Genomic DNA, 23,612 nt, shown 5'->3' with positions numbered 1-23,612 from the left:
CGGCCGCGTTCACTCCTGAGGGTTGACCGGAAAGTAGAATTCCACGCCGCGGTCGATCAACGCCCGGTTGTTGGAGAGGATTTCCTTCTTGAAGTTCCAGGCCAGAACGTAATACACGTCCGGCGGTTGCGGAAGCTCCTTCTCGATGCGAACGGGAATGTGCATGCCGGGCGAAAACAGGCCGCGCCGCAGCTCGTTCTTCTCCACCAGGCATTCGAGGTACTGGGTGCCTATGCCGAAGTAATTGAGCAGGGTGTTGCCCTTCACCGGCGCCCCCATTCCAAACACGCGTTTGCCGGCCCGACGGGCATTCTCGAGGTAGGCCAGGTTGTCTTCCTTCATCCGCTCGATGCGCTTGGCCAGAATGCGATAGGCGGACGCCTCATTGGAGCCATGGGCCGCTTCGGCCGCACGCAGCTTTTGCAGCCGCTCGCTGGGCGGCCGCCGCCCCTGGTGAGTGGCAAACCCGATCACCGAGCCGCCGTGAATGGGGGCCACGTAAGCGTCGAACAGCGACAGACCGTGCCGCGACAAGAGCGCCTCGATGGTCTGCAGATTGTAGTAGAGGAGGTGTTCGTGGTAGATCTGGTCGAAGGCCACGTTTTCCATGATCCGCTTCATGTAGAGAAACTGGACCACAAAAACGCCGTCGGGCGCCAGCAGCTCGCGGATGCCGTCGCTGACGGAGTGCAGCTCTTCCAGGTGAAAGAACACGCCCGCCGCGTTGACGACGTCGAACTTTCGTTTCAGCCGCCGCGCGACTTCGAGGTTGAAGAACTCGTTGAGCGTCTCGATTCCGGCCTCCTGGGCCAGTCGGGCCGTGGTTTTCGAGCTTTCGACGCCCAGCGCGTTGAAACCCAGCGCGCGGAAATGTTTGAGTTGCGTGCCGTCGTTCGAGCCGATGTCGAGCACCGACTTGGGGCCGGGCCGCGCGGCGAAGAACCGCGAATCGACCTCGACGGCGACAGTGCGAAAATGATCGGAGAGCGATTGGGTGACGCCCGACAAGTAGGTGTGGTCGCCGAACATCGTTTCCTTCTTGACGGTGTAGTCAAGCTGGGCCGTCCGGCAGTCGTGGCAATAGACGACGCGCAGGGGATAGCACGGTTCTTTGCCGATCTCGTCGGCCTTCAGAAAGTGGTTGCACCACGGCTGGCGTCCGAGATCGATAACCGGCTCCAAGCGCCGGGAGTCGCACACGCGGCAGCCGGCCGCTGTGCCGCTGGTCGCGGGCAGGAAAAGCGAGGCGGTTTGGGGGAGGCCTGACGCAAGGGAGTCGGTATTCATGCTGATGGCAGCCAGACCTCTCGCCATGTTAGCTACGGGCGGACGAACTGTCCTGGAAAAGCGGACCGCTGGCGCGAAGAGTATCGACAGCGGTGGGCAGGGGCAAGACCAGTTAGTAGAAATGCGTCTCTCGCGAGGCTACAATCGCGGCGGTTTCTTTGCCGCTGACACGATGGGAAGAAGGTGACGCATGAACAAACTGACGGGCCAAGTGGCGATGGTGACCGGGGCGGGACGCGGACTGGGTCGCGCAATCGCCCTTGGACTGGCACAGCAGGGCGCCGCGGTCGTGCTTACCGCCCGAAGCCAAGACGAATTGGCGGCCACGGCCGCTATGCTGGCGGGCCACGGCGCCGGCACATTCACCGTGCCGGGCGACATCACCGACGAACGCTTCATCGAGCGGCTGTTTGCGCAGACGGTCGAGCGATATCGACGACTCGACTTGCTGGTCAACAACGCGGGAGCATTCGACGGCGGACCGCTCGACGAAATGTCGGCGGAGACCTGGGACAAAGTGATCGCCGTCAACCTGCGGGCGCCGTTTCTCTGCACGCGGGCGGCCCTGCGCGTCATGAAGCCGCAACGCACCGGCCGCATCGTCAACATCGGGTCCATCTCGGCCCAGCGCGTCCGGCCGCAATCGGCGCCTTACTCGGCGTCGAAGCACGGCCTGTGGGGCCTGACGCAGGTCACGGCGCTGGAAGGACGCGAGTTCGGCGTCACCTGTGGCTGCCTGCATCCGGGCAACATCCACGTGGAGCGGCGGCACACCGACAAGCCCGAAGATGCCGAGCCGATGATGACGCCCGACGAGATTGCCGAAGTGGCGGTCCTGATGGCCTCGTTGCCCCCGCACGTCGAGATGCTGGAGGCGATCGTGTTGCCGCACCAGCAGCTTTACGTCGGCCGCGGATAAGCGGACCGCTCGCCTTGGCGAGCGTTCAGCACTTCAGTAGCTCGGCTACGGCAAGCCAGCAAAGCTCGCCCTGGCCGGCGACGGGCGGGCCGCTGAATTCGATTGCCGCCACGGCGCCTTTGTCGAAGCGAATGGCGGCGCGTGCGTCGCCGATGAGCGCGGCGGCAAGCTGATCGACGTCGGGGGCATGGCCCACCCAAGCCACGTCCTGGCCTTCTTGCTTGCGCGTCCAATCGAGCAACGCGTCGAGCTGGCTGCCGGGCCGCAGCGCGTCGAGCTCGGTGATCAGCGGCTCGCTGAGGGTATATTCGGCCAGAATGTCGGCCGTCTGGCGGCAACGCACCAGCGGGCTGGTGGCGATGTGCGCCACGTCGAGGCCCCGCTTCGCCAGCCGCCGGGCGAACCGGCGAAACCGCTTGCGGCCCCTGCGGGCCAATGGCCGCAAGTCGTCGTTCGAATAGACCGCCTCGTCGCGCTCTTCGGCCCAAGCATGCCGCACAACATAGATTTTCATGACAAGGTCATTTTGCCGTCGGAGTAATCTTGACCGCCCGATATGCCACCGGGCCGTGGTCGCCCTGAAACAACAGCGGGCCGGCGGCCGACTCTTTGCCGGTCAGCCCGCCGGGCGTCGGCCCTTTCATCTCCACGTTTTCTTGAATGAGCTGCCCGTTGAGCACCACTTTCACGAACTTTGCCGGGCCGGTCCGTTTGTCGCCGTCGAAGGTCGGGGCGCGAAAGTCGATCTCGTACTTCTGCCATTCGCCGGGCTGTTTGGCGGCGTTCAGCTTGGGCACGCTGGCACTGTAAATGGCGCCCATGTCGTGCTCGCTCGGCGACTCCTTGCCGAAACTATCGAACACCTGCAGCTCGTATTCGCCCATCAGATAGATGCCCGAATTGGAACCCTTGGGCACCATCACCTCCAACTCGATGTACACGTCGCCGAACTTCTGCTCGGTATAGATGTCGACGCCGCCGCCCGCGCCGTTGATCAGCTCCTTGCCGCCGGGGGCCACCTCGATCTGCGCCGGATCGGACGGTTTGAGGGAGGCCTTGCCCAAGGTCCAATGGCTCTTGCTCGCCTCGCCCTTGATCTTCCAGCCTGAAAGATCGATGCCGTTGATCGCTTCAATCGGCTTCTCGTCGGCCCCCAAAGGCAGACACGGCAGGACCGACAGGAGGGATGTTAGGGTGGCCATCCGAATCAACACGAAACGCGACATGGGAGCACCTGCGAAGTAAACCACGGGTTGCGGAACCGGGAGCATGCTTACTACTTTAATTGCTCGGACCCTGTCGTCACCAGTCTATTCGGCGACAAAAAAACGGCAATAATGAGGTGGCCCGTCGCCCGCTTGCTCCGCAAGCGGACCGGCGTGGCAGGCGTGAAACGCTTTACGAGCGGAGGACGGGTTCCATTGAAGGGCCGTTCCGCTCACGGAGTGAGCGGGCTACGTGTTCGCCAAAGGTTGGCTGGGAAAATGATTGAACTCATCGACTTCGGAAAAAACTACGGCGATTTCACCGCCGTCGATCACCTGAATTTGAAGATCGAGGCGGGCGAGATGTTCGGCTTTATCGGCCCCAACGGCGCGGGGAAGAGCACCACCATCCGCTTCCTGGCCACGCTGCTCAAGGCCACGCACGGCGAAGGGATCGTCAACGGCCACAGTGTCACGCGCCGGCCGCTCGACGTGCGCCGCAGCGTGGGTTATATGCCCGACAACTTCGGCGTCTACGACGGCATGAAGGTCTGGGAGTTTCTCGACTTTTTCGCAGTGGCCTATCAGATTCCGCGCGGCAAGCGGAAGCAGGTGATCGGCGACGTGCTGGAGCTGCTCGACCTGACGCACAAGCGAGACGACTACGTCAACGGCCTGTCGCGCGGTATGAAGCAGCGGCTCTGCCTGGCCAAGACGCTGGTCCACGATCCGCCGGTCTTGATCCTCGACGAGCCGTCCAGCGGCCTCGACCCGCGTGCCCGGCTGGAGGTCAAGGCGTTGCTCAAAGAGCTGCGGCGGATGGGCAAGACCATCTTGATATCGAGCCACATCCTGACGGAATTGGCCGACTGCTGCACGTCGATCGGCATCATCGAGCGCGGCCAGCTTCTGATGCACGGCCCGATGGAAGAGGTCTATCGCCGCATCAAGCGCAATCGGATGCTCGAAATCCGGGTGCTGGAGAAGTTCGACACGGCCTTGTCGATGGTCCGCAGCCTGCCCGAAACGCTCGACGTGCAGGTCGATAACCACAAGATCACGGCCGAGTTGGCGGCCGAAGATCACCAGGTGGCCGGACTGCTGGAACGGCTGATCGCCTCGGGCGTGCGGATGCACTCGTTCGCGGAGAAAGATCCGACGCTGGAAGACGTGTTCATGCTGGTCACCAAGGGGCTGGTAATCTAGGGCCCCGTGGGGCGGGCCTCCTGGCCCGTCGCCGCTGCGGTGGCTGGGGCAGAGGTTGGCCCGGTGAGGTCGAACCTACCGATCGACTTTGCGGCCAACCGATGCCCCGGATCGTGCCACTGGGGCATCGCTGGCCGTCAACGCGTTCTTGGAAGTCGCCGGTTAATCTCGGCCAGCTTTGCCCCAGCCACCACCTGACGATCTACACCGCCGGCAAAATTGTTGCCGCCTGCGCCGGTGGAAAACTTGCTACCGGCCTTCCTGCGGGCTATTCTACTTGGGCGTGCCAAGGTGGCCCCTTTTCGTCGGCTCCAGTGAGGTATCCATGAGGTTTTCCGCAGCGTTGTGTCCAGTCTTTGCTCTGTTTGTGGTCATGTCGTCGCAGGCGACGGCCATTCCTGCCACGGACCAACAGAAGATCATCGAGCATATCCGATCGCTTGGCGGCTCGGCCGAAGTCGACGCCAAGCTCGACGGCAAGCCGATCGTGAAAATCGATCTCGGCAATACCGGGGCCACCGACGACGACCTGAAGCTGCTCGACGGCCTGAAGCACCTCCGCTGGCTCAGCCTCTGGCGCACCTTTGTCGGCAACGAAGGACTGGCCCATCTCGAGCGGCTTTCGGCCCTGGAGTGGCTCGATCTCGGAGGCACACGCCTCTCCGACGAAGGAGTAAGCCATCTCAGCGGACTGTCGAAACTCAAGACGCTGACGCTCTTCAACACGCACGTCACCGACGCGGGCCTGGCCCACCTGAAAAAGCTGACCGATCTGGAAGACCTGGCCCTCTCCGACGCCCCCATCACCGGCAGCGGACTGGAAAACCTGGTCGATCTGAAGAAGCTCAAGAACTTGCACCTCTTTCGCACCCGCCTCGCCGACGACGGCCTGGAGCACGTCGGAAAGCTGACCAGCCTCGAGTCGCTCGATTTGGGCGCCACCCATCTGACCGACGCCGGACTCGGCCAGCTCGGCAGCCTCGAACATCTCGAATCGTTGATTCTGAGGCACACGGGCGTGAAAGGGACGCAACTCGGCCGGCTGAGCAAGCTCAAGAAGTTGAGGAGCCTCGACCTCGGCTTCACGGCACTTAGCCCGGAAGGTCTAAAAAATATCAAATCGCTGACCAGCCTGGTGCGGCTCCATCTGACCGACACCCAAATCGACGACGAGAGCCTGGCCGCGGTGGCGGGGCTTGGCAAGCTGCGGCTGCTCGATCTCGGCATGACGCGGATCGGCGATGCGGGGCTGGCCCACTTGAAAGCTCTGAACGGCCTGGAAGAACTCGTGTTGCTGGGCACGCAGGTCAGCGACGCCGGGCTCAAGTCGCTGTCGGGCCTGTCTTACTTGACCACGCTGACCCTGGCAGACGACGAGATCAGCGACGACGGCCTGGTGCATCTCGCCAACTTGACGCGTCTCGTGCAGCTCGAGCTGCGGCACACCCGCGTTCGCGGCCCCGGCCTGGAAAACCTGAAAAAGCTCAGCCTGCTGGAGGTGCTCGATCTGGGAGACACGCCCTTGAACGATGCCGGCCTGGCGCAACTCAAGGCCCTCACGAGCCTGGTCGAACTCAATCTCTACAACACGCGCATCGACGACGACGGGTTGCCGGCGCTCACCGCGTTGAAAAAGCTGGAAGCGCTGACGCTGGTGGGAACCCGCGTTACCGACGCGGGCCTGGCCGCCATCGGCAAGCTTTCGAGTTTGAAAGCGCTGAGCCTGCTCGGCACGAGCATCACGGATGAGGGCCTTGCCCAGCTCAAGGGCTTGAAGAAGCTGGAAGCATTGTCGCTGCAAGGCACCGGCATTACCGACGAGGGGCTGAGCGAATTAGCCGGGCTCACCGGGCTCAAATCGCTGAACGTCGCCGACACGCGGGTGACCGAATCAGGCATCAGGCAATTGCGCGAGAAGCTGCCGCACCTGCATGTGCAGAGATAGCGATGAGGGATGAGGGATGAGGGATAAGGGCGTTAGGCATCTCTCATCTCTTCCCGCATTATGCCGTGTCCCGTTCTCCCTGGACCGTCAACACCAGACTGCGTGCGCCGCCCCGATTGCGGTGCTCGCAAAGATAGATGCCCTGCCAAGTGCCTAATGCCAGGCGGCCATCGCGGATGGGAACGGAAACCGAACTGCCCAGGAGCGCGGCTTTCACGTGCGCCGGCATGTCGTCGGCCCCTTCGCAGGTGTGCCGGTGGGGAAAATCTTCGGGAGCCAGCGCGTTGAACGACCGCTCCAGGTCGAGCGGCACGTCCGGGTCGGCGTTTTCGTTGATCGACAACGAGGCCGACGTGTGTTGGATAAAAACGTGGAGCAGGCCGACCTTGAATTTGGCCAGTTCGGGCAGCGCCTCGACCACTTGCCGCGTGATGAGATGGAAACCTCGCGGGTGGGGCGAAAGCTGAAGGTCGCGTTGGAGCCAGGCCACAGTCGGTCCTCCTTGTTTTTTCTCAAAATGCTTGACAACGGCCGACTCTCTGTAAGAATAACATGCTTTGAGTTAATCGTTAGGGAGGAGCTACTTAAGCGATGCGAAACGTATTTGATGCGATCTTGGAATTCGGTCACGACGAAGACTTTGTTCCCCACGAGACCGACGAGTATGTGCCCACCGAGGCGCCGGCCGGTTCGGCGGAAAAACTCGAGATGTTGGCCCAGCGCGTGCAAGCCGGCGTGCCGTTGTGGCATCCAGACGACCGTGCCGATTACAGCGGCCTGACGGGCGCGGTTCGTCCCCGCGAGTAGGTCTGACCGTCTGAAACGATAAATTGCCAGCCGCTACCGCACGACGACTCCGGTTGCCAGGTGTTCGTTAGGCGGTAGCGGTTGGCTTTTTGCTGCGCGGCTGGCGTCATGGACTTTCAAGGAAACAGGCAGATTCTCGTTTCGCACCTGATCGGAGGCTACTGGTACGCGTCTTTACGGTCCCGGACACGAGTAACCAACACTTGTCGAGCCGCGTCGTCGACTTCGTAGATCACGCGGTAATTGCCAACGCGAATGCGATAGGTCGCTTGCTCGCCACCGAGCTTCCGGCATCCCTTCGGCCGTGGGTTATATCGGCCAGCTTGCGGATCGCGGGAAAGATTCGCTCCACTTCCACGTCAGCCAAGCTCTCGCGAGGCTCTTTTCGTCGAGAACGCGAAACCAACAGGTCTTGAAAGTCTTCCCAAATCCGGCGATGTCTCGCCAGATCGATCAGCACGGCTTGCGGCTCACCCTTCTCGTCCATCACGTAGCTCACGCCTTTCATGACCGTCCTCTTCAAGCGAAGAACTCACAACAGCGAGCCGGAAACCAATTCACTCGATTTCGACCGAAGATGCACGGTGTTCGGGCCCTTTTAGTCGCCGCTCTCGCTGCCGACGGGCTGCTCGGCCTCGGCCATCGCCTGGCGGCGGCTCAGCTTCACGCGGTCCTGATCGTCGATGGCAATCACCTTCACCAGCATCTCGTCGCCCACCTTGCAGACGTCGCCCACGCTGTTCACGTAGCCGTCCGAAAGCTCGCTGATGTGGCACAGGCCGTCCTTGCCGGGCAAAATCTCCACGAAGGCGCCGAACTCCTTGACGCTCGTCACGCGGCCTTCGTAAATTTTGCCGACCTTGACCGTCTCCGTCAGGGCCTCGACCTTCCGCATGGCCGCGGCGGCCGATTCGGCGTCGTGGCTGGCCACCGTCACCGTGCCGTCGTCTTCGACCTCGATGATCGCACCGGTCGCCTCCTGAATGCCGCGGATTGTCTTGCCGCCCGGCCCGATGAGCGCCCCGATCTTGTCGGGGTTGATCGTGGTCCGCAACAGCCGCGGCGCCCAGGCCGAAATCTCCTCGTTGGGCCGCGAAATGGCCGACAGCATGTGCCGCAAGATGGCGATGCGGGCCTCGCGCGATTGCGCCAGCGTGCCTTCGATGATCTCGCGGCTGATCCCCTTGATCTTCAGATCGAGTTGGATGCCCGTGATGCCGAGCTGCGTGCCGGCGATTTTGAAATCCATGTCGCCGAAATGGTCCTCGTCGCCGATAATATCCGTCAGAAGCGTCCAACGGTCGTCGGCCTCTTTCACCAGACCCACCGAGATGCCGGCCACCGGGTTGCTGATCGGTACCCCGGCCGCCATCAGGCCCAACGTGGCGCCGCAGACGCTGGCCATCGAGCTGGAGCCGTTCGACTCCAGGATGTCGGAAATGACGCGAATCGTGTAAGGAAAATCGTCGGGCGAGGGAAGCACCGGCTTGACGCTCCGTTCGGCCAATGCGCCGTGGCCGATTTCTCGCCGGCCGGGGCCGCGAATCGGCCGCACTTCGCCCACCGAGTACGACGGGAAATAATAGTCGAGCATGAACTTCTTCGAATACTCGTCGATCAGCCCGTCCACGCGCTGCTCGTCGCGGTTGGTGCCCAGCGTGACGGTGATCAGCGCCTGGGTTTCGCCGCGTTGAAAGACGGCCGAGCCATGCACGCGCGGCAGCACGTCCACCTCGCAGAGAATGGGCCGCAAATCCTTGGAGCCGCGGCCGTCGGGACGGGTGCCGGCCAGAATCAAATCGCGGACGATGTGCTCTTCCAGCACATGCCAGGCATGGTTGAACTGGCCTTCGCTCGGAGCGCCTGAGGCCGCCGGGTCGGGAATCATTTCGGCCAAAGCACGCTGCTTCAACGCGGTCACGGCGTCGGCACGGGTGTGCTTGCCCGGCGTCTGCTTGGCTTGCCGGAAGGCATCGTAGTAGCGCTGGCGAAGCAGGTCGTAGGTGCCGTCGGCCGGCGGAATGACGTATTCCTTCTTCTCCACGCCTACTTTGCGGAACAACTCGTTCTGCAAATCGCAAATCTCGCGGATCAGCCGATGGCATTCGTCGATGGCCTCCAGCATGCGGCCCTCGCTCATCTCGCGGGCAAAACCCTCGATCATCAGCACCGAGTCGTAGTTGCCCGAAACGATCAGGTCGAGATCGCTCTCTTCCAGTTCGTCTTGCGTGGGAAAGGGAACGAACTCGCCGTTGACCTGGCCCAAGCGGACCGAGGCGACGGGCCCCTGGAACGGCAGCGGCGAAAGGCCCAAGGCGATAGAGGCGCCGTTCATGGCCAGCACGTCGGCGTCGTTCTGGCGGTCGCTGGCCAGCACATTGGCCTGGATCTGCACTTCGTCGTGAAACCAGTCGGGAAAAAGCGGCCGTATGGGGCGGTCCATCAGCCGGCTGGTGAGCGTCTCTTTCATGGTCGGCCGGCCTTCGCGCTTCAAGAAGCCGCCGGGGAATTTGCCGGCCGCAGCCGTCCGCTCGCGATAGTCGCAGGTGAGCGGGAAGAAATCGATGCCTTCGCGTGCGGGGCCCGTGGCCGCCGCGGCGAGGATGACGGTTTCGCCGTATTGCACCAGGCAGCTTCCGGCCGCCTGCTTGGCGAAAAACCCTGTTTCAACGGAAAATGTACTCGCTCCGATTTGTCGTTCTACACGTACTTTCAAGGCTGGTTCCTGTTTGCGTTTGCGTCCCAGCCGGCCACCAGAGTGCGTTTCGGGCACTGCTGGGGTACACCTGTCCTCCGGATGCTTATTTGCGGATATCGAGACGCCGAATGATATCGAGATAACGTTGCGGACTGACCTTTTTCAGGTAGTCCAACAAACGGCGGCGGCGGCTGACCATCATGAGCAGACCGCGCCGACTGGCGTAGTCTTTCTTGTGCGTCTGCAGGTGCCCGGTCAGTTCGCCGATCCTGTTGGTCAGGATCGCGATTTGGATTTCGGGCGAACCGGTGTCGTTGTCACCGCGCCGAAAATCACCGATCAGGGCCTGTTTTCGCTCTTTGGTAATCGCCATTTGCTACCGCAATTCCTCGTTTGGCCAGCGTCGCGTGCTTGGCAAAGCACCGGCCTGTTCCAGGTTGCTGAGACTCTTCCTACCTACATGGTTCGTAACAACTTAAAGGGCTGAATTTACCATCTTGGCGCGGATTTGCAACCCATAAAAACTTTCGAGCGGCGCCGCTGCCAATCGCGTGCCACCCCGATTATACTGACGCGGCGGTTGAGACCATGCACTCCCATCACCTAAAGGCAGTTTATGTCACATCGATCGGCCTTGAATCTCGCTGTCGTGGCGGCGCTGGCCAGCGTTGGGGCAGTCTGCCTTGGTCTTGAAGCTCCGGCCTCATCAGCGGCCGATTTTGTGCCCGATCCGGCGTCGGTGGTCCGCAGCGGGCCGGCCTACCGCTTTCCACAGGCCGGATGGATCGTGCTGCACATCGAGGGGGCACCCTATGATCGGGGCTACCAGCACGGGCAACTTTTGGCCGGCGAAATCGTCGATTACATCAAGACGTTGGCCGACATCAAGAGCGACGAAGGTCCGGCCGAGGCCTGGCGCGACATGCGGATGCTCAGCAACGCCCTCTTTCTGCGACGCTACGACGCCGAGTACCTGGAAGAAATGAAGGGCATCGCCGACGGAGCCGCGGCCGCCGGGGCCAAGTTCCACGGCCGCAAGCTCGACCTGGTCGACATCGTGGCGGTCAACTCGGCCATCGAAGTCGAGTTCTTGCAATCCGGACTCGATGCCAGCGCCACTGGGCTGGAGGGAAAAAAGTTCCGCGAACCGCCCGACGTGCAAGCCTCGGATGAATCCGACGACGACCATTGCAGCGCCTTCGCCGCGGTTGGACCCGCCACGGCCGACGGCGGCATCGTCTTCGGCCACATCACCATGTTCAAGCTTCCCTTCGTGCGGCACTTCAACGTCTGGCTCGACGTGAAGCCGGCGGAGGGCCATCGCGTCATCATGCAAGGCTATCCGGGCGCGATCATGAGCGGACTCGACTACTATATGAACGACGCCGGCCTGCTGGTGGCCGAGACCACGCTGCGGCAGACCACGTTCGACGGCGACGGCCTGACCGTGGCCACGCGCATCCGCCGCGCCCTGCAATATGCCGATTCCATCGACCGGGCCGTCGAGATTCTCAACTCCTCGAACAACGGCCTGTATACGAACGAGTGGCTGCTGGCCGACATCAAGACCAACGAGATCGCCATGTTCGAGCTCGGCACCCGGCAGACGAAGCTCTGGCGCAGCAGCAAGAACCAATGGCCCGGCGGCACCAAGGGTTTTTATTGGGGCTGCAACAACGCCAAGGACGTGGGAGTGCGGCAGGAGACCGTGCCCAGCCTGGGTGACAAGCCGGCCAATCTCGTGCTGCGGCCCAGCGACCGCGACCTTTGCTGGCAGCGGCTGTTCGACAGCGCCACTGGCAAGGGGGCCACGGGCAAGATCGACGTCAACTTCGGCTTCCAGGCGTTCACCACGCCACCCTTGGCCGCCTTTCCTTCCTGCGACGCCAAGTTCACGACGACAAAACTGGCTAAGGAACTGAAGAGTTGGGCGTTGTTTGGACCGCCGTTGGGGCGCATCTGGGAGCCGACGGTGGAAGAACGTTCGCAGTACGACACGATCGCTCCGCTGGTGCCGAACGACTGGGCGCTGGTGGGCGTCGATGCGCCCGCCAAGCCGAGCGGCGACGCGAAGCCGGCGGTTGATCTGAAGCCCTTCCCCGACGACGAAAAGCCGCCCTTTGAGCTGGACGGGGCCGTCTATCCGCCTGCTTGGCACGGCACGCTACTGGCGGCCAGCGACGCCGACACCTGGTTGGCAACCGCCTTCGCCGATTACGAGAAGATCGCGGCGCACGAAAAGGCGCTTCGCTACCAGGTGAAGCACGACAAGCACGGCAACGAGCATTCGCGACGCGTGAAAGAGCGGCTCGAACTCGATCTGTTCGCTCCGCGGTCGCGCTGGCTGACGGCCGTTCGCCGGCTGGGACACGACCTGCCCCTGAATGCCACCAAGTTCGATTGGCGATCCAACGAATGGTACGACGTCGCGGCCGGCAAAGGCGTCTTCCTGCTGGCCGCGCTGCGGCGAGAGTTGGGCGACGGGCCCTTCTTCAGCTTCATGGACGACTTCGGCCGCGGCCACGCCGGCAAGCAAACGAGCACCGCCGAGTTCCGCGACGCCGCCGAAAAAGCCGCGGGCAAGTCGCTGTCGAGCGTGTTCGATGCCTGGATGAAGGAAAAGACCGACGCGGCGCTCTCCGACGGGCACTTTTGGGCGATCGAGAGCTACGATCCCGAGCCGGACAAGGCGTTGATCGTCTACGGCACGAAGCACGACGTTCATCTCCAGCGCGAAGCCGCCACGCTGTTGCAGCGCAAGATTGCCCGGCGTTGGAGCAACGTCACGGTACCCGTTCAATCGGAGGACGAGGTGAGCGAAGACGACTTGCGCAGCCACCATCTGCTGTTGATCGGCCGGCCCGCGACGAACGGCGTCGCGGCCCGGTGCCAGGATGAAGGCGAGCTGCCGGTCCGCTTCGGCAGAGCGTCGTTCGACTTGAAGGGCCAGACGTACGCGCATGCCCGGAGTGCCGTGGTTTTTGCCGCTGCCAACCCGTTCAACGACCGCTATCAGGTCGTTGTTTACGCCGGCCTGAGCGCGGAGGCGACGCACCACGCGATCGATCACCGCGACGAGCGCCACAGTCCCGCCGCGGAAATAATGCTCTATCCTGCCGGGCGCCGCCCGCGGCGGTTGTGCATCGCGGTGGGGCCGTAGCTAACTTGGCACACCCGACCGCAGGTAAAAGATCCTCTGCCAGATGCGGTCGACTTCGCCGCGCTCGATGACGTCGATCGGCTTCTGCCCCTCGAAGGCATCGTTGGGCTGTTCCAGCCAGCGGCCAATCGCGTCTTTCTGAACCACCTCGGAAAGCGCATCGATTAGTCGGCGGATCCCATGCAACTGTCGAAGAACGTTGGCGCTGGGCGGCTTGCCGCTTTCGATGAAGGCCAGATTTCGAGTCGACATGGACGCCAGACGAGCGAAGCGTTGGCGGCTCATGCCGAGCTGCGCGCGGAGCCGCAGGGCGCGCCCCGACTCGCTTTCGACGAGCGGAACTTGTCCCGATGAGACGGTCGCGGCGGGCCGATATCGCCTTTTGGCGACCGGCTTCCGGCGTGTGGCGGCTTTTTTGCGGGCATTTGGCCTCGCAGTGCTCTTCTTGCGCATGGCGGATTCTTTCTCTCGCTGCATTGATTGGCGGAACCGTCGCCGAAGCTTCAATCATACATGCAAAAATGCATGCGGTCGAGTCGGCGAGTACCGGCAGTAGCCGTTTTTTGTCGCCGCGCATGCTAGCATTGACCATCGTCCGGAGGCAATAATGGCTCCCTACGACTTCCCCTTTTTGAAAAACTCATGGAACCAGCGATGCACACCTCAAGAATTCGTCTCGCTCTCGGCGCAATTGCGATGATCTCTTTGCTTTCCACCTGCCCTGCGCCCAAGAAAATCTGGATTTTGCTCTGGCAAAGCGGGCCGCCTTCGATTATAGAAATCCAACAGTAGGGTCTCTCTTAGCGCCAGCGGGCAGCACGCCCGCTGAAAAGACCCGATCGTCCCGAGCGAGCAATCCATCGACACGCGGCTGAACCGGCCGCCCTGGTCCACTTCTTTTCCGCCCATGCTCGCTTCTCGCTTTCTGGTGTGTTCGCTCCGTGGATTCCACCACGGTTGGCCATTGTTTCGTGTTTGTTACTAAAGGGTCGTTCGAATGAAGATGTACGTAGGCAACCTGGCCTGGTCGGTCACCAATGCGGATCTGGAGGGGCTGTTCGGCACTTACGGGCCGGTGAGCTCGGCCGAGGTGATCATGGACCGGGAAACCGGCCGTTCGCGCGGGTTCGGGTTCGTCGAGATGGAGGGCCAGGATGCCGCGCAGCAGGCCATGCAGGCGCTCAACGGGTCGCCGTTCCAGGGCCGCAATCTGACCGTGAACGAGGCCCGCGAACGCACTCCGCGCCCCGATGGCGGCGGCGGGGGCGGTGGTGGCGGCCGCGGCGGTTACGGCGGTTACGGCGGCGGAAGATCGCGGGAATACTAATCCGGCCGGCGGGCACCGTCGGGTCGTAATGCAAACCGATGAGGGATGAGGGACAAGCGATGAGAGATGGCCGGCGGCCACCCTCATCGTGATCTTTCATCCTCATCATTTCGTCCGTCGTCGGGGATGCCGGCGCGGTATAATGGAAATGCCATGCCGCCGTCGAAGCGACCGTTGACAAAACGCGAATACCACCGTTCGGATCCTGGGATGGGTCACGACTTGCCGATCGACACGCGCCGTCCGGTCGATCATCAAGCGGCCCTGGAAACGAGCCGCGGGCTGTGCCGTGTCTTTGCGCGTATGTATCCCGAGGCCGTGCTGATGATCGATCCAGCCGACGTATTCGACGCCTTGAATCAGGCCGGTGTGGAGTTTGTGCTGTTCGGCGCGCATGGCATCGGCGGCTGGATGCAACAGGCACGCGCCACGAACGACGTCGACGTCGTCGTCCGCAAGTCGCATTTCAAAAAGGGCGTCAAAGCCATCTCAAAAGCGTTCCCGGATCTGCTTGTCGACGAGCACGCCGTGGTTGCGCGGTTTCTCGATCCGTCGAAAATGGAACCGGTTATCGATGTGATGCGCCCGATCGATCTTTACCAACATGCGTTCGACAACGCCGTGCAAGTTGCCGGCGGGCACCGCGTGCCGAACGTGGAGATGGCGGCCGCCTCCAAGTTCGCGGACATGGTCTCTCGCAATCGAGCGGAGGCGAAGCTGTACCTCGACGCCTCGGATTTCATTCAGATCATCCAGCGCAACCACGAGCGCTTCGACCGCCAGCGGTTGCGCGAGCTGGGCGACGCTGTTTATCCCCACGGCGGTGACGAGCTTTTGCGGATGGTGGACGACGTGCTCGCCGGACGCAAGTTGAGAGTCTGAGGCAAGTGTAGACTGCCCACGTGAAGCTCCGCCCGGCAAGCGGGCGGCATCCGCGTAAAGCTTCGCCGAACCCGTTCTCATTTCACACTAACCCGAAGCGCAAGCGAGGTTTTGCCGCCTTTTTCACGTTCCTCGCTGGCGCTTCGGGTTGGTGTACGGCGTACCGGGTTTGGCGAAGCTTTACGCATCGGCCGGAGCAAGTTCGCGACGCGCAGCGAGTTGAATCACCTCTCGACCTTCAACCCCGGCAGCTTGGCCGTCAACTTCTCGACCGCGTCCGGCGAAATCTTCGTCAGCTTCACGTTCAGTGACTTGAGGTTCTTCAGGTCGTAAAGATGGGCGAGCCCCTCGTTGGTCACGGCCGTGTCTTCGAGGCTGAGTGCCTGCAGGTTCCTGAGACCTTCCAGATGCTTCAGGCCGGCGTCGGTGATGCGCGTGTGCCAGAGATCAAGATCGACCAGACTTGTGAAGCCGTGGATCTTTTCCAGTCCGGCGTCTTTGACCAGGGTTTCGCTTAGTTCGAGCGTCCGCAGGTTCTTGCACTCTTTCAGCGCACCGAGTCCTGTGCCGTCGATATAGATTCCGCGCAGTGAGAGCTTCTTGAGCTTCTTGTATCCGGCCAGGTAGACCAGCCCGTCGTCGTCGAGGCCGATGCAGCGCATGACGTCGAGATCCTGCACGTTCGGCAGGTCTTGGATCAGCTTGAGGCCGTCGTTGGTGATGCCGGTGTCTTCCAACGCCAGCACTTTCAGCTTGGTCATGTGGGCGATGTATTTCAGCGAGGGATCGTTGACGCCGGGATTGCGAAGTTTGAGCTGCTCGAGGTTGGTCAGGTTCTGGAGGTGGGCGATGCCCGTGTCGGAGATCTGCACGCAACCACGCAGGTCGAGTATGCGGAGGCGGGTCATGCCGGCGATCTGTTCCAGCCCGGCGTTCGAGGTGTTGGTGAATAGCAGGTGCAGTTGCTCCAGGGCGGGAAATTCGCGAACGTACTGCAGGCCCGCGTCGGTGGTGTTCGAGCGCCGCAGGTTGAGCGACTTCAGTTTATTGAGCGTCGTCAGCAGTTTGAGGCCGACATCGGTGACGGCGGTGTTCTCGAGCACGAGCTCGGTGAGTCCGCTGAGCTTCGCGACCTGCGGCATGCCGGCATCGGTGATTTCGGAGCCGTAAAGTTTGAGACTGTGCAGGTGCGTCAGACCGGCCAGCGCCTTCAGGTCGTCGTCTTTGGGCTCTCGCTGCAAGAGGTCGATGCCCACGACGTGCTTTTGTTCGTCATAGTCGACCTTGCCGCCGAGCTGCTCGACCACCCGCACGGCTTCGGCTTCGGGTGCGAATGTTAAGGTGGCCAGGCAAACTGTGGAAAGAACGAGACCGTGCATGGGGCGATCCTGCGGATATCGAGCGTTGGTAGGGTGGGACCAGCGAGCTTGCGAGCGCCGGCCCACCGATTCCGACGTCGTTCTACTACAATGCTTTTTGCACCGTCCCTCGATGGGCGACTGCCAGAGCACTAGGTTAATCACCGCTTCCGCGGATAGCAAATGGCATCCGTGACGCCCCCCCATTCGTGGCCGTCCGGAACGTGCCGGTCAGATTTTTTTGGTGGTGGACGGGCGGCTGGCGCGTTATCCTAGGGAGCTCCGTAGCACCCGCTTTTTCCATCCCTACCCGGCAAGGAGTTTCCGCAATGCCCCGCAATTCAAGTCGTCGTCAGTTTCTTCAGACCACCGCCGCCACGGGCGTCGGTTTTTGGGCCGCGGCCGGCCTGCAGGCCGAAGAGAGCAAGTCGCCCAATGAAAAAATCCGCATGGCCTGCGTGGGCATCGGCGGCAAAGGCGAGAGCGACTCAGCCGACGCCGGCAAGCACGGAGACGTGGTCGCCATTTGCGACATCGACGATCGCCGGCTGACTGCGGCCTCGAAGAAATTCGAGGGCGCCAAGAAGTACAACGACTTCCGCAAGATGCTGGAGGAAATGGGTTCCAGCATCGACGCCGTGACGGTCAGCACGCCCGACCACTGCCACGCCGTGGTGGCCGCGATGGCCATGCAGATGGGCAAGCACTGCTTCTGCCAGAAGCCGCTCACGCACTCGATTTGGGAAGCGCGTCGGCTGGGCGAGATTGCCCGTGCCAAAAAGGTCGCCACGCAAATGGGCAACCAGGGGACGGCCAACGATTCGCTCCGCCGGGCGGCGGCGATCATTCAGTCGGGCGCGTTGGGCAAAGTGATCGAAGTCCATGTCTGGACGAACCGGCCGATCTGGGCGCAGGGCGTCGCCCGGCCATCGCCGGTGGAAGTGCCTTCGGTCATTCACTGGGAGGAGTGGCTCGGCCCTGCTCCTTATCGTCCCTATGGCGAAGGCTACCATCCGTTCTCTTGGCGTGGCTGGTGGGATTTCGGCACCGGGGCGTTGGGCGATATGGCCTGCCACACGGTGAACATGCCCTACATGGCGCTCGCCCTAAAAGACCCGACCGCGGTCCAGGCGAAAACCTCCGGCCACAACCGCGACAGCTATCCCAAGTGGTCGGTGATCGATTTCGACTTCCCCGCCAACGACAAGCGGCCGGCTGTGAAGTTTGCCTGGTACGACGGCGGACAGAAGCCGGGCAAGGAGTTGTTCGACGGCGCCGATCCGACCCAGAGCGGCTGCTTGGTGCTGGGCGACAAAGAGGGATATGCCAAAGAGTATAAGGAGGGCAAGCACGCTGCCAGCAGCGGCTGCCTGGTGATCGGCGAGAAGGGCAAGCTCTACGCACCGGGCGACTATGCCGAGCGGCAGATCGTGTTGACCGGCGGCATCGACGAGCCGAAGGTCGATTTTGTCCACTCGCCGGGCCACTTCGAGGAGTGGGTGCGGGCAATCCGCGGCGGCGAACAGGCCCGGTCGAACTTCGCCGACTATGCCGGCGGACTGACCGAGACGATCCTGCTGGGCAACCTGGCGGTCTGGGCGGCGCCCGAGGCCGACCAGCCCGGCAAGAAGATCGAGTGGGACGCCAAGAACCTCGTGGCGACCAACGCCCCGGAAGTCGCCGAAATCGTCAAGCCCAAGTACCGCGACGGCTACAAAGTTTAGGTGCAAGCGATATTGCACCTCTTGGAACTGGAATCGTCGGTCCGCCGGAGACGAACGGGCCGCACGCACTTTGGCCGCGCGCGGCCAAAGTGCCGACCGTAGCCCTTTCGCTCCTCGAGAGAAAAGCCGCTTACTCCGCGCCCATGCGACACGCGTGTCGCCTCGGCGCGTGCCGCCTCGGCGCGTGCCGCCGGTGACGAACCGGCCGCAGGCAGTTTGGCCGCGCGCGGCCAAACTGCCGACCGTAGCCCTTTCGCTCCGCGAGAGGAAAGCCGTTGACTCCGTGCCCATGCGACACGCGTGTCGCCTCGGCGCGGGCTGCCGCAGACGAGCGGGCCCGCTGGCACTTTGGCTGCGCGCAGCCAAAGTGAGCAGGATCACGGATGACACTCCTCCAACGGATAAGTCGCAAACCCTCGTCGCCAAATATTTTGCGCTTCCGCGACGGAATGCGTCGGCATCCGTTTCTACAACGGCGCCTTCCGGGCGTTTTGAAGATGGCCAATTCGCGCCAAGCGAAGCAGAGCGATGAACATCGACTTTTGCATACGTTGGCAGGCACTGCTCGTCGCGACGCGGAGGAACCCCCCCACAATTGGCCAACTGTCGGATTCCGCCAGTTGCGCAGCCGTTCCCCGTCCCGCCGGTAAGTCAAGCGAAGATCACCGGATCTTAAACACTTGTGAAGAATAAAAGCATTCAGCGTCACTGCCCGGAGGTAACACCAATCCGGACATGCCTTTACAGCCACGCGCGAACGCATCAACGTTCGCTTATAAAAGCTTTTAAGCCGGCTCGGTTTGCGTTCGTTGGTCGTTTGCCGGATTCGCGCCCGGGCCACCACCGCCGTCGTGGAAAGGTCAAAAACCATGCGCCGGCGAAGACGCGCAACTCGACGCCGAAGATGCGCCAAACCGCCAATCAACGTTGCGTCGTGCGTGCTGCCTTCTGCCTCGGCGTCCGGCTCGACGCGCCCGCGCAGCGCGCGGCGCGACCTGTCCGGTCTGGTCCCGCGGAAGGTATTCAGCAGTAAGTTGTCAAAGACCCGCGGCGTCGCTTGAGCGTCGCGCTGCCCAACTCGTCACGAACGCGCCGGCGACGGGCCGCCGCCCTCGTGCTCATCATCGCCAGGCGATGGGTTCTCAGCAGCCGAACGGCGGGCGGTTCGGCCGCCTTGCCGTCGGCGAACTACCGTTGCGGAAAAACAATTACCGTTGTCAAAAACAAAAATCGTCTCAGCAGGATCCTTGCCCTAAAGCCATTGCACCACACAGGTTGCGGCAACGGCAACTCGGCCTGCAAACCGTGGCCGCAACGGTAAATCTGGGGGGCTGGCTGATTTTGGATTTTCGATTTCGGGATTTCGATTGGCGGTCGCCGTCGCTCATTTTTCTGTCGGGTAATCTTTCTGTCGTTTATCTGTGGTTCTACCTCCTGACTGGCTTGGCATGGATCACCGTTGAACGGTCAGCACGAACACGGGACCGGACCGCGTTCGGTTCTCCCGCTATAAGGCGATACGCTTTTGCAGTCCCGAATGATCCGCTCCCGCGCGAAAAAACTCGTCGGCCTTTGCCATCGTTGCTCTTGTTCTACCTCCTGGCTGGCTTGGCATGTTGCACTGTCATTCCTCTCGTTCTATCGCGCGGCTGGCTTGGCATGGATCTGCAGCGGGCGCTGGCCCGCATCGTTCCCGTTGTTCTACCGCGCCGTTGGCTTGGGACCGGACCGTTTCGCCTTCTCACCGCAGCTCGCCGAACGCCGGCGGGCTGCTTCGCCGCACGGACAAAAGAATTGCTCAAAGATCAGGCAGCCAGATGACCACTATGCACATCATTTGAGCAGCCGCCAAAAACCCTCTGTCAGGTTTAACCGATTGGCAAAAACGCCGTGTTTCATCGGCGTCCGCAAATTTGCGCAAGCCGACGGGCACCGGCGGCCGCCCGACGCCGCTGCTCAATTCTTAGGCACGGCTGACACTCTGCCAACCACCAACCACTGACCACTGACCACCGACCACTGGCCACTAACAGTTAGACGCTCTTCCGCTCTAACCCGGATTATTCACCGGCCCACACCAACCCGAAGCGCAAGCGAGGATCAGCAACGGACTTAGCTCGCTTGCGCTTCGGGTTGGTGTTCGCGCAGTCTGCGCGCCAAGTTCGGGGGCCGGTGAATCATCCGGGCTAAAAGTTCCACATTCCTCCTGCCGCGGGGCACGCATGGCCGGCCATCGGCCCGCTGTTTTTCCGCTCTGCCAGTAATACGACATGGAGTCGCCCAAAATCCCACGGCAGCCTCTCTCATTCTTTTTTTTTCGTTGAAGGTGACGCGGGCCGCCGCTTCCCGACCGCCGATCCGCTCGCGGAGCGAGCGGGCTACGTAGCCCGCTTGCTCCGCAAGCGGGAGGGTGACCGGGAAGCGGCGGCCCGCTGCCGGAAGCGGTTGTTGGGCGCCTCGTTCTGTAGACTGCCAACGTACACCTCCGCCGGGCAAGCCGGCGGCATCCGATCGGAACCAAAACTGGCGTCAGGTACACGCTCGTCGTCCCGCGTTCATTCTTTGTTCTATCTCGCGACTGGCTTGGGTTGGACCGGTTGCAGGCGCCCGCCTGCCTGGCGCCCTCGCAAGGTCGTCGGTAGCCAGGCGTTTGCCGACCTGGAGCGGACCAAGGCCGGATTGATCGAAAAGCTCCGCCTGCGCATTGACGCGCAGGAAATCGTACGCCCGGACGGCCGCGTGTTGGTGTTCACGGCGCCGTCGCGGCCCATCGGCGTACCTATCGCCGTCGATGGAGCGTATTGGATGCGTGCCGGCGAAGACCTGGCGCCGATGACGCCCGACATGCTGCGCCGCATCTTCGATGAAGCCGGCCCAGACTTCTCGGCCGAAATCTGCCCGAAAGCCGCGATGGCCGACCTCGATCCCGCGGCGATCGAATCGCTTCGTCGCCGTTGGACCAAGCATTCCGGCAACAACGCCTTGTCGAAGCGGCCGGCCGACAAACTGCTGAGAGACGCCGAGTTGGTCCTGCCCGGCGGCGTCACCTATGCCGCGCTCATTCTGCTGGGCAGCCGTGCGGCGCTCGGACGATTTCTGGCGCAGGCCGAAGTCGTCTTCGAGTATCGCTCGACGCCGCGACCTGGCCCCGCCAATCAACGCGAGGAATTCCGCCAGGCTTTCTTGTCGTTCTACGACCGCGTTTGGGAACTCGTGGACCTGCGGAACGACAAGCAACACTTCCAGGAACGCCTCGTGATGCATCCTGTGCGCACCTTCAGCGAGATCGCAGTCCGCGAGGCACTTTTGAATGCGGTCAGTCACCGAGACTACCGTCATCCGGGGTCGGTGTTCGTGCGGCAGTTTCCGCGACGCATTGAAATCGTCAGCCCCGGCGGCTTTCCGCCGGGCATCACGCCCGACAACATCCTCGACCAGGGTCGGAGAATTAGCCATGAACCCAAAATATGGCCCAAATCATCAAACGTTTGCATCGCGTAACTATTTGGACAATAGACACTTGCGCCGGTCAGATTTGGGTCGAAGAATCGAAGCGAAAGCCGAAATCTGAGCCAATAGGGCGAATGCGGCTGGTGGCCCATTGGCCAGATGTTGCATGGGGTGGCGATCGGCCCCTTGTCACGCACGAACGTGGCGTCCGCCGAGGGGCGCTATTGTGCTGACCAGTGCGGTGGAAGCGAGCGACCGAAACAAGCCAGCCTGTCGAGCCATGTCTCCGCGTCGATCACCAGCCGCTCGAGAATCGGTCGCAACTCCGCGGGAACCACGCCGCGCGGGTCGCGGAACCACCGGGCGGCTCAGCCTCGGTCAGGCCCCCGACTGCGGGGCACCGCGGAACCGGGCCAACCGCTCTCCGCAGCCGGATTTCTCACCACGTTTGCTCGGTCCCCGTTCGCGTGCGTAAATCATGGGTTTGGGTATCTTGCCGTCTTCTATCCCTCAGATGCGACTTGACTTTTACGCAGTTTGCGTTCATATTTACGCAGTATGCGTAACAACCGCGCCATCGATGCCCTGCTGCCGAAGACCCGTCAGGGAATCCTTGCGGCCATGCTGATCCGACCGGAGAAGGCGTGGTACGTGTCGGAGTTGGCGCGCCGCATGGGTGTTCCCTCATCGAGCCTCCAACGCGAACTACACGACCTGGAAAAAGCGGGGGTATTGAAAACGCGCCGGCAGGGGCGAATGGCCTACTATCAGGCCAACACCAATTCACCGGTGTTTCCCGAGCTTCGCGGCCTGATGCTGAAGACGGCCGGCCTGGTCGATGTGCTGGCCGATGCCATCGAGCCGCTTGCCCGCAAACTGCGGATCGTGTTCGTTTATGGCTCCATCGCCGCGGGTGGTGAGCGGAGCGACAGCGACATCGACCTGATGGTCATCGGCAACGTTTCGCCGCTGGACCTTGCGGTGCCGCTACGAAATGCCAGAGAATTGCTCGGCCGCGAGATCAATCCGACCGTTTACACGCCGGCGGAATTCGCCAAGAAGCGGGCGGCCAGGGACCACTTCCTGACGCGAGTGTTGGAGAAGCCGAAGCTGTTCGTGCGAGGCGATAAGGATGAGCTGGAAAAAACTGCTCGCTAATAAGAACGTCACGCATGAAGCGCCGAGCAAAGCCGAGCTCGACAATCTGCGCTCGATTGTCGCCCGCAGCATGAAGGATGTCGCGGCACCGGGGTTGTCGGCCGACGCGCGGTTCGTCATGGCCTACGACGCTGCTCGCACCCTTTCGCTGATGGTCGTGCGCGCGGCGGGCTATCGCCCCCGCGCTATCGGCGGCCACTACAATACCTTCCTGGCGCTGGAAGCGGCCGATGCCGCGTTTGCAAGGCTGTCGGCGTATTTTGATGGTTGCCGGCTCAAGCGGAATGGCTGCGAGTACGATTTCGCCGGCGGAGTAACCGACACGGACGCCGAAGGATTGCTCAAGACGGTGAAGCAATTCGCGGTCGACGCGGAAGCGTGGATAAAAGCCAATCACCCTGGGCTGGCTTGAAAGTCGATGAACGGAGCAAAGCGCGCGTTAACGGCCATTCGAACGTGGCATCCGCCGAGGGGTGCTTTTGTGCT

The 23,612-nt window shown here is 62.3% G+C and carries 21 protein-coding genes; 12 read left to right on the top strand and 9 right to left on the bottom strand.

Annotated elements, in window-relative coordinates; all coding sequences use genetic code 11:
- Window positions 1-9: 9 nt before the first annotated feature.
- Window positions 10-1,287, bottom strand: coding sequence for a class I SAM-dependent methyltransferase (locus tag VNH11_17835; protein HVA48231.1), 1,278 nt, complete (start codon window positions 1,285-1,287; stop codon window positions 10-12).
- A gap of 190 nt (window positions 1,288-1,477) precedes the next feature.
- Here VNH11_17835 and VNH11_17830 point away from each other — a divergent pair, with 190 nt between their 5' ends.
- Entirely contained in the window at window positions 1,478-2,206 is a 729-nt protein-coding gene (locus tag VNH11_17830) for an SDR family oxidoreductase (GenBank protein HVA48230.1), read from the top strand.
- 25 nt (window positions 2,207-2,231) lie between these two features.
- Here VNH11_17830 and VNH11_17825 read toward each other — a convergent pair whose 3' ends face one another.
- Entirely contained in the window at window positions 2,232-2,720 is a 489-nt protein-coding gene (locus VNH11_17825) for a histidine phosphatase family protein (protein HVA48229.1), read from the bottom strand.
- Between the two features lie 7 nt (window positions 2,721-2,727).
- The gene (locus VNH11_17820) at window positions 2,728-3,432 is read right to left on the bottom strand and encodes a DUF1080 domain-containing protein (protein HVA48228.1); all 705 of its coding nucleotides are present in this window, start codon (window positions 3,430-3,432) and stop codon (window positions 2,728-2,730) included.
- 258 nt (window positions 3,433-3,690) lie between these two features.
- Here VNH11_17820 and VNH11_17815 point away from each other — a divergent pair, with 258 nt between their 5' ends.
- Both VNH11_17815 and VNH11_17810 read left to right on the top strand, forming a co-directional pair.
- Window positions 3,691-4,617, top strand: coding sequence for an ABC transporter ATP-binding protein (locus VNH11_17815; GenBank protein ID HVA48227.1), 927 nt, complete (start codon window positions 3,691-3,693; stop codon window positions 4,615-4,617).
- A gap of 325 nt (window positions 4,618-4,942) precedes the next feature.
- Window positions 4,943-6,562, top strand: a complete 1,620-nt coding sequence (locus VNH11_17810) for a hypothetical protein (GenBank protein HVA48226.1) — start codon at window positions 4,943-4,945, stop codon at window positions 6,560-6,562.
- Between the two features lie 58 nt (window positions 6,563-6,620).
- Here the strand turns inward: VNH11_17810 and VNH11_17805 are convergent, their stop codons facing one another.
- A complete protein-coding gene (locus VNH11_17805; GenBank protein ID HVA48225.1) occupies window positions 6,621-7,052 on the bottom strand; it encodes a secondary thiamine-phosphate synthase enzyme YjbQ in 432 nt (143 codons plus the stop codon).
- A 101-nt stretch (window positions 7,053-7,153) separates the two neighbouring features.
- Here VNH11_17805 and VNH11_17800 point away from each other — a divergent pair, with 101 nt between their 5' ends.
- Window positions 7,154-7,369: a hypothetical protein gene (locus tag VNH11_17800; protein ID HVA48224.1), complete on the top strand. Its 216-nt coding sequence runs from the start codon at window positions 7,154-7,156 to the stop codon at window positions 7,367-7,369.
- Between the two features lie 232 nt (window positions 7,370-7,601).
- On the opposite strand, the gene VNH11_17795 is transcribed toward VNH11_17800, so the two are convergent.
- The 3 genes from VNH11_17795 to rpsO form a co-directional block, all read right to left on the bottom strand.
- Window positions 7,602-7,877 carry a hypothetical protein gene (locus tag VNH11_17795; protein ID HVA48223.1) on the bottom strand — a complete coding sequence of 92 codons (276 nt, stop codon included), beginning with the start codon at window positions 7,875-7,877 and terminating at the stop codon, window positions 7,602-7,604.
- Between the two features lie 90 nt (window positions 7,878-7,967).
- Window positions 7,968-10,085, bottom strand: a complete 2,118-nt coding sequence (gene pnp / locus VNH11_17790) for a polyribonucleotide nucleotidyltransferase (GenBank protein HVA48222.1) — start codon at window positions 10,083-10,085, stop codon at window positions 7,968-7,970.
- An 85-nt stretch (window positions 10,086-10,170) separates the two neighbouring features.
- Window positions 10,171-10,440: a 30S ribosomal protein S15 gene (gene rpsO / locus VNH11_17785; protein HVA48221.1), complete on the bottom strand. Its 270-nt coding sequence runs from the start codon at window positions 10,438-10,440 to the stop codon at window positions 10,171-10,173.
- Window positions 10,441-10,683: 243 nt separating this feature from the next.
- Between rpsO and VNH11_17780 the strand changes: the two genes are divergently transcribed.
- Window positions 10,684-13,227, top strand: coding sequence for a C45 family autoproteolytic acyltransferase/hydrolase (locus tag VNH11_17780; protein ID HVA48220.1), 2,544 nt, complete (start codon window positions 10,684-10,686; stop codon window positions 13,225-13,227).
- Here the strand turns inward: VNH11_17780 and VNH11_17775 are convergent, their stop codons facing one another.
- A complete protein-coding gene (locus VNH11_17775; protein HVA48219.1) occupies window positions 13,228-13,680 on the bottom strand; it encodes an antitoxin Xre/MbcA/ParS toxin-binding domain-containing protein in 453 nt (150 codons plus the stop codon). It abuts the gene before it with no gap.
- Window positions 13,681-14,224: 544 nt separating this feature from the next.
- On the opposite strand from VNH11_17775, the gene VNH11_17770 reads away from it, so the two are divergent.
- Both VNH11_17770 and VNH11_17765 read left to right on the top strand, forming a co-directional pair.
- Window positions 14,225-14,554, top strand: a complete 330-nt coding sequence (locus tag VNH11_17770) for an RNA-binding protein (protein ID HVA48218.1) — start codon at window positions 14,225-14,227, stop codon at window positions 14,552-14,554.
- A 210-nt stretch (window positions 14,555-14,764) separates the two neighbouring features.
- Window positions 14,765-15,436 (top strand): hypothetical protein, encoded by a 672-nt coding sequence (locus tag VNH11_17765; GenBank protein ID HVA48217.1) that lies wholly within the window; start codon window positions 14,765-14,767, stop codon window positions 15,434-15,436.
- Between the two features lie 224 nt (window positions 15,437-15,660).
- Here the strand turns inward: VNH11_17765 and VNH11_17760 are convergent, their stop codons facing one another.
- A complete protein-coding gene (locus VNH11_17760) occupies window positions 15,661-16,815 on the bottom strand; it encodes a hypothetical protein (GenBank protein ID HVA48216.1) in 1,155 nt (384 codons plus the stop codon).
- A 308-nt stretch (window positions 16,816-17,123) separates the two neighbouring features.
- On the opposite strand from VNH11_17760, the gene VNH11_17755 reads away from it, so the two are divergent.
- The 5 genes from VNH11_17755 to VNH11_17735 all read left to right on the top strand — a co-directional run bounded on the left by VNH11_17755 (window position 17,124) and on the right by VNH11_17735 (window position 23,538).
- Window positions 17,124-18,518 (top strand): Gfo/Idh/MocA family oxidoreductase, encoded by a 1,395-nt coding sequence (locus VNH11_17755; protein ID HVA48215.1) that lies wholly within the window; start codon window positions 17,124-17,126, stop codon window positions 18,516-18,518.
- A 1,134-nt stretch (window positions 18,519-19,652) separates the two neighbouring features.
- Window positions 19,653-20,339, top strand: coding sequence for a hypothetical protein (locus tag VNH11_17750; GenBank protein HVA48214.1), 687 nt, complete (start codon window positions 19,653-19,655; stop codon window positions 20,337-20,339).
- Between the two features lie 858 nt (window positions 20,340-21,197).
- Window positions 21,198-22,019, top strand: coding sequence for a hypothetical protein (locus tag VNH11_17745; protein HVA48213.1), 822 nt, complete (start codon window positions 21,198-21,200; stop codon window positions 22,017-22,019).
- A gap of 507 nt (window positions 22,020-22,526) precedes the next feature.
- Window positions 22,527-23,126: a helix-turn-helix domain-containing protein gene (locus VNH11_17740; GenBank protein HVA48212.1), complete on the top strand. Its 600-nt coding sequence runs from the start codon at window positions 22,527-22,529 to the stop codon at window positions 23,124-23,126.
- Entirely contained in the window at window positions 23,101-23,538 is a 438-nt protein-coding gene (locus tag VNH11_17735) for a hypothetical protein (protein HVA48211.1), read from the top strand. The genes VNH11_17740 and VNH11_17735 overlap by 26 nt, the downstream gene beginning before the upstream one ends.
- Window positions 23,539-23,612 lie beyond the last annotated feature (74 nt).

Source organism: Pirellulales bacterium, from assembly GCA_035533075.1.
GTDB lineage: Bacteria > Planctomycetota > Planctomycetia > Pirellulales > JAICIG01 > DASSFG01.
The sequence above is the reverse complement of the archived record's forward strand: the minus strand, read 5'-3'. Positions and strand labels throughout refer to the sequence as shown.

Bases quoted from the DNA above. Each gene is read 5' to 3' on its own strand.
- VNH11_17755 (HVA48215.1), top strand. From the start codon at position 17,124: ATGCCCCGCAATTCAAGTCGTCGTCAGTTTCTTCAGACCACCGCCGCC.
- VNH11_17815 (HVA48227.1), top strand. From the start codon at position 3,691: ATGATTGAACTCATCGACTTCGGAAAAAACTACGGCGATTTCACCGCC.
- VNH11_17750 (HVA48214.1), top strand. From the start codon at position 19,653: ATGGGTTCTCAGCAGCCGAACGGCGGGCGGTTCGGCCGCCTTGCCGTC.
- VNH11_17800 (HVA48224.1), top strand. From the start codon at position 7,154: ATGCGAAACGTATTTGATGCGATCTTGGAATTCGGTCACGACGAAGAC.
- VNH11_17795 (HVA48223.1), bottom strand. From the start codon at position 7,877: ATGAAAGGCGTGAGCTACGTGATGGACGAGAAGGGTGAGCCGCAAGCC.
- VNH11_17830 (HVA48230.1), top strand. From the start codon at position 1,478: ATGAACAAACTGACGGGCCAAGTGGCGATGGTGACCGGGGCGGGACGC.
- VNH11_17820 (HVA48228.1), bottom strand. From the start codon at position 3,432: ATGTCGCGTTTCGTGTTGATTCGGATGGCCACCCTAACATCCCTCCTG.
- VNH11_17770 (HVA48218.1), top strand. From the start codon at position 14,225: ATGAAGATGTACGTAGGCAACCTGGCCTGGTCGGTCACCAATGCGGAT.
- VNH11_17765 (HVA48217.1), top strand. From the start codon at position 14,765: ATGGGTCACGACTTGCCGATCGACACGCGCCGTCCGGTCGATCATCAA.
- VNH11_17760 (HVA48216.1), bottom strand. From the start codon at position 16,815: ATGCACGGTCTCGTTCTTTCCACAGTTTGCCTGGCCACCTTAACATTC.
- VNH11_17780 (HVA48220.1), top strand. From the start codon at position 10,684: ATGTCACATCGATCGGCCTTGAATCTCGCTGTCGTGGCGGCGCTGGCC.
- VNH11_17835 (HVA48231.1), bottom strand. From the start codon at position 1,287: ATGAATACCGACTCCCTTGCGTCAGGCCTCCCCCAAACCGCCTCGCTT.
- VNH11_17825 (HVA48229.1), bottom strand. From the start codon at position 2,720: ATGAAAATCTATGTTGTGCGGCATGCTTGGGCCGAAGAGCGCGACGAG.
- VNH11_17740 (HVA48212.1), top strand. From the start codon at position 22,527: ATGCGTAACAACCGCGCCATCGATGCCCTGCTGCCGAAGACCCGTCAG.
- VNH11_17810 (HVA48226.1), top strand. From the start codon at position 4,943: ATGAGGTTTTCCGCAGCGTTGTGTCCAGTCTTTGCTCTGTTTGTGGTC.
- rpsO (HVA48221.1), bottom strand. From the start codon at position 10,440: ATGGCGATTACCAAAGAGCGAAAACAGGCCCTGATCGGTGATTTTCGG.
- VNH11_17735 (HVA48211.1), top strand. From the start codon at position 23,101: ATGAGCTGGAAAAAACTGCTCGCTAATAAGAACGTCACGCATGAAGCG.
- VNH11_17775 (HVA48219.1), bottom strand. From the start codon at position 13,680: ATGCGCAAGAAGAGCACTGCGAGGCCAAATGCCCGCAAAAAAGCCGCC.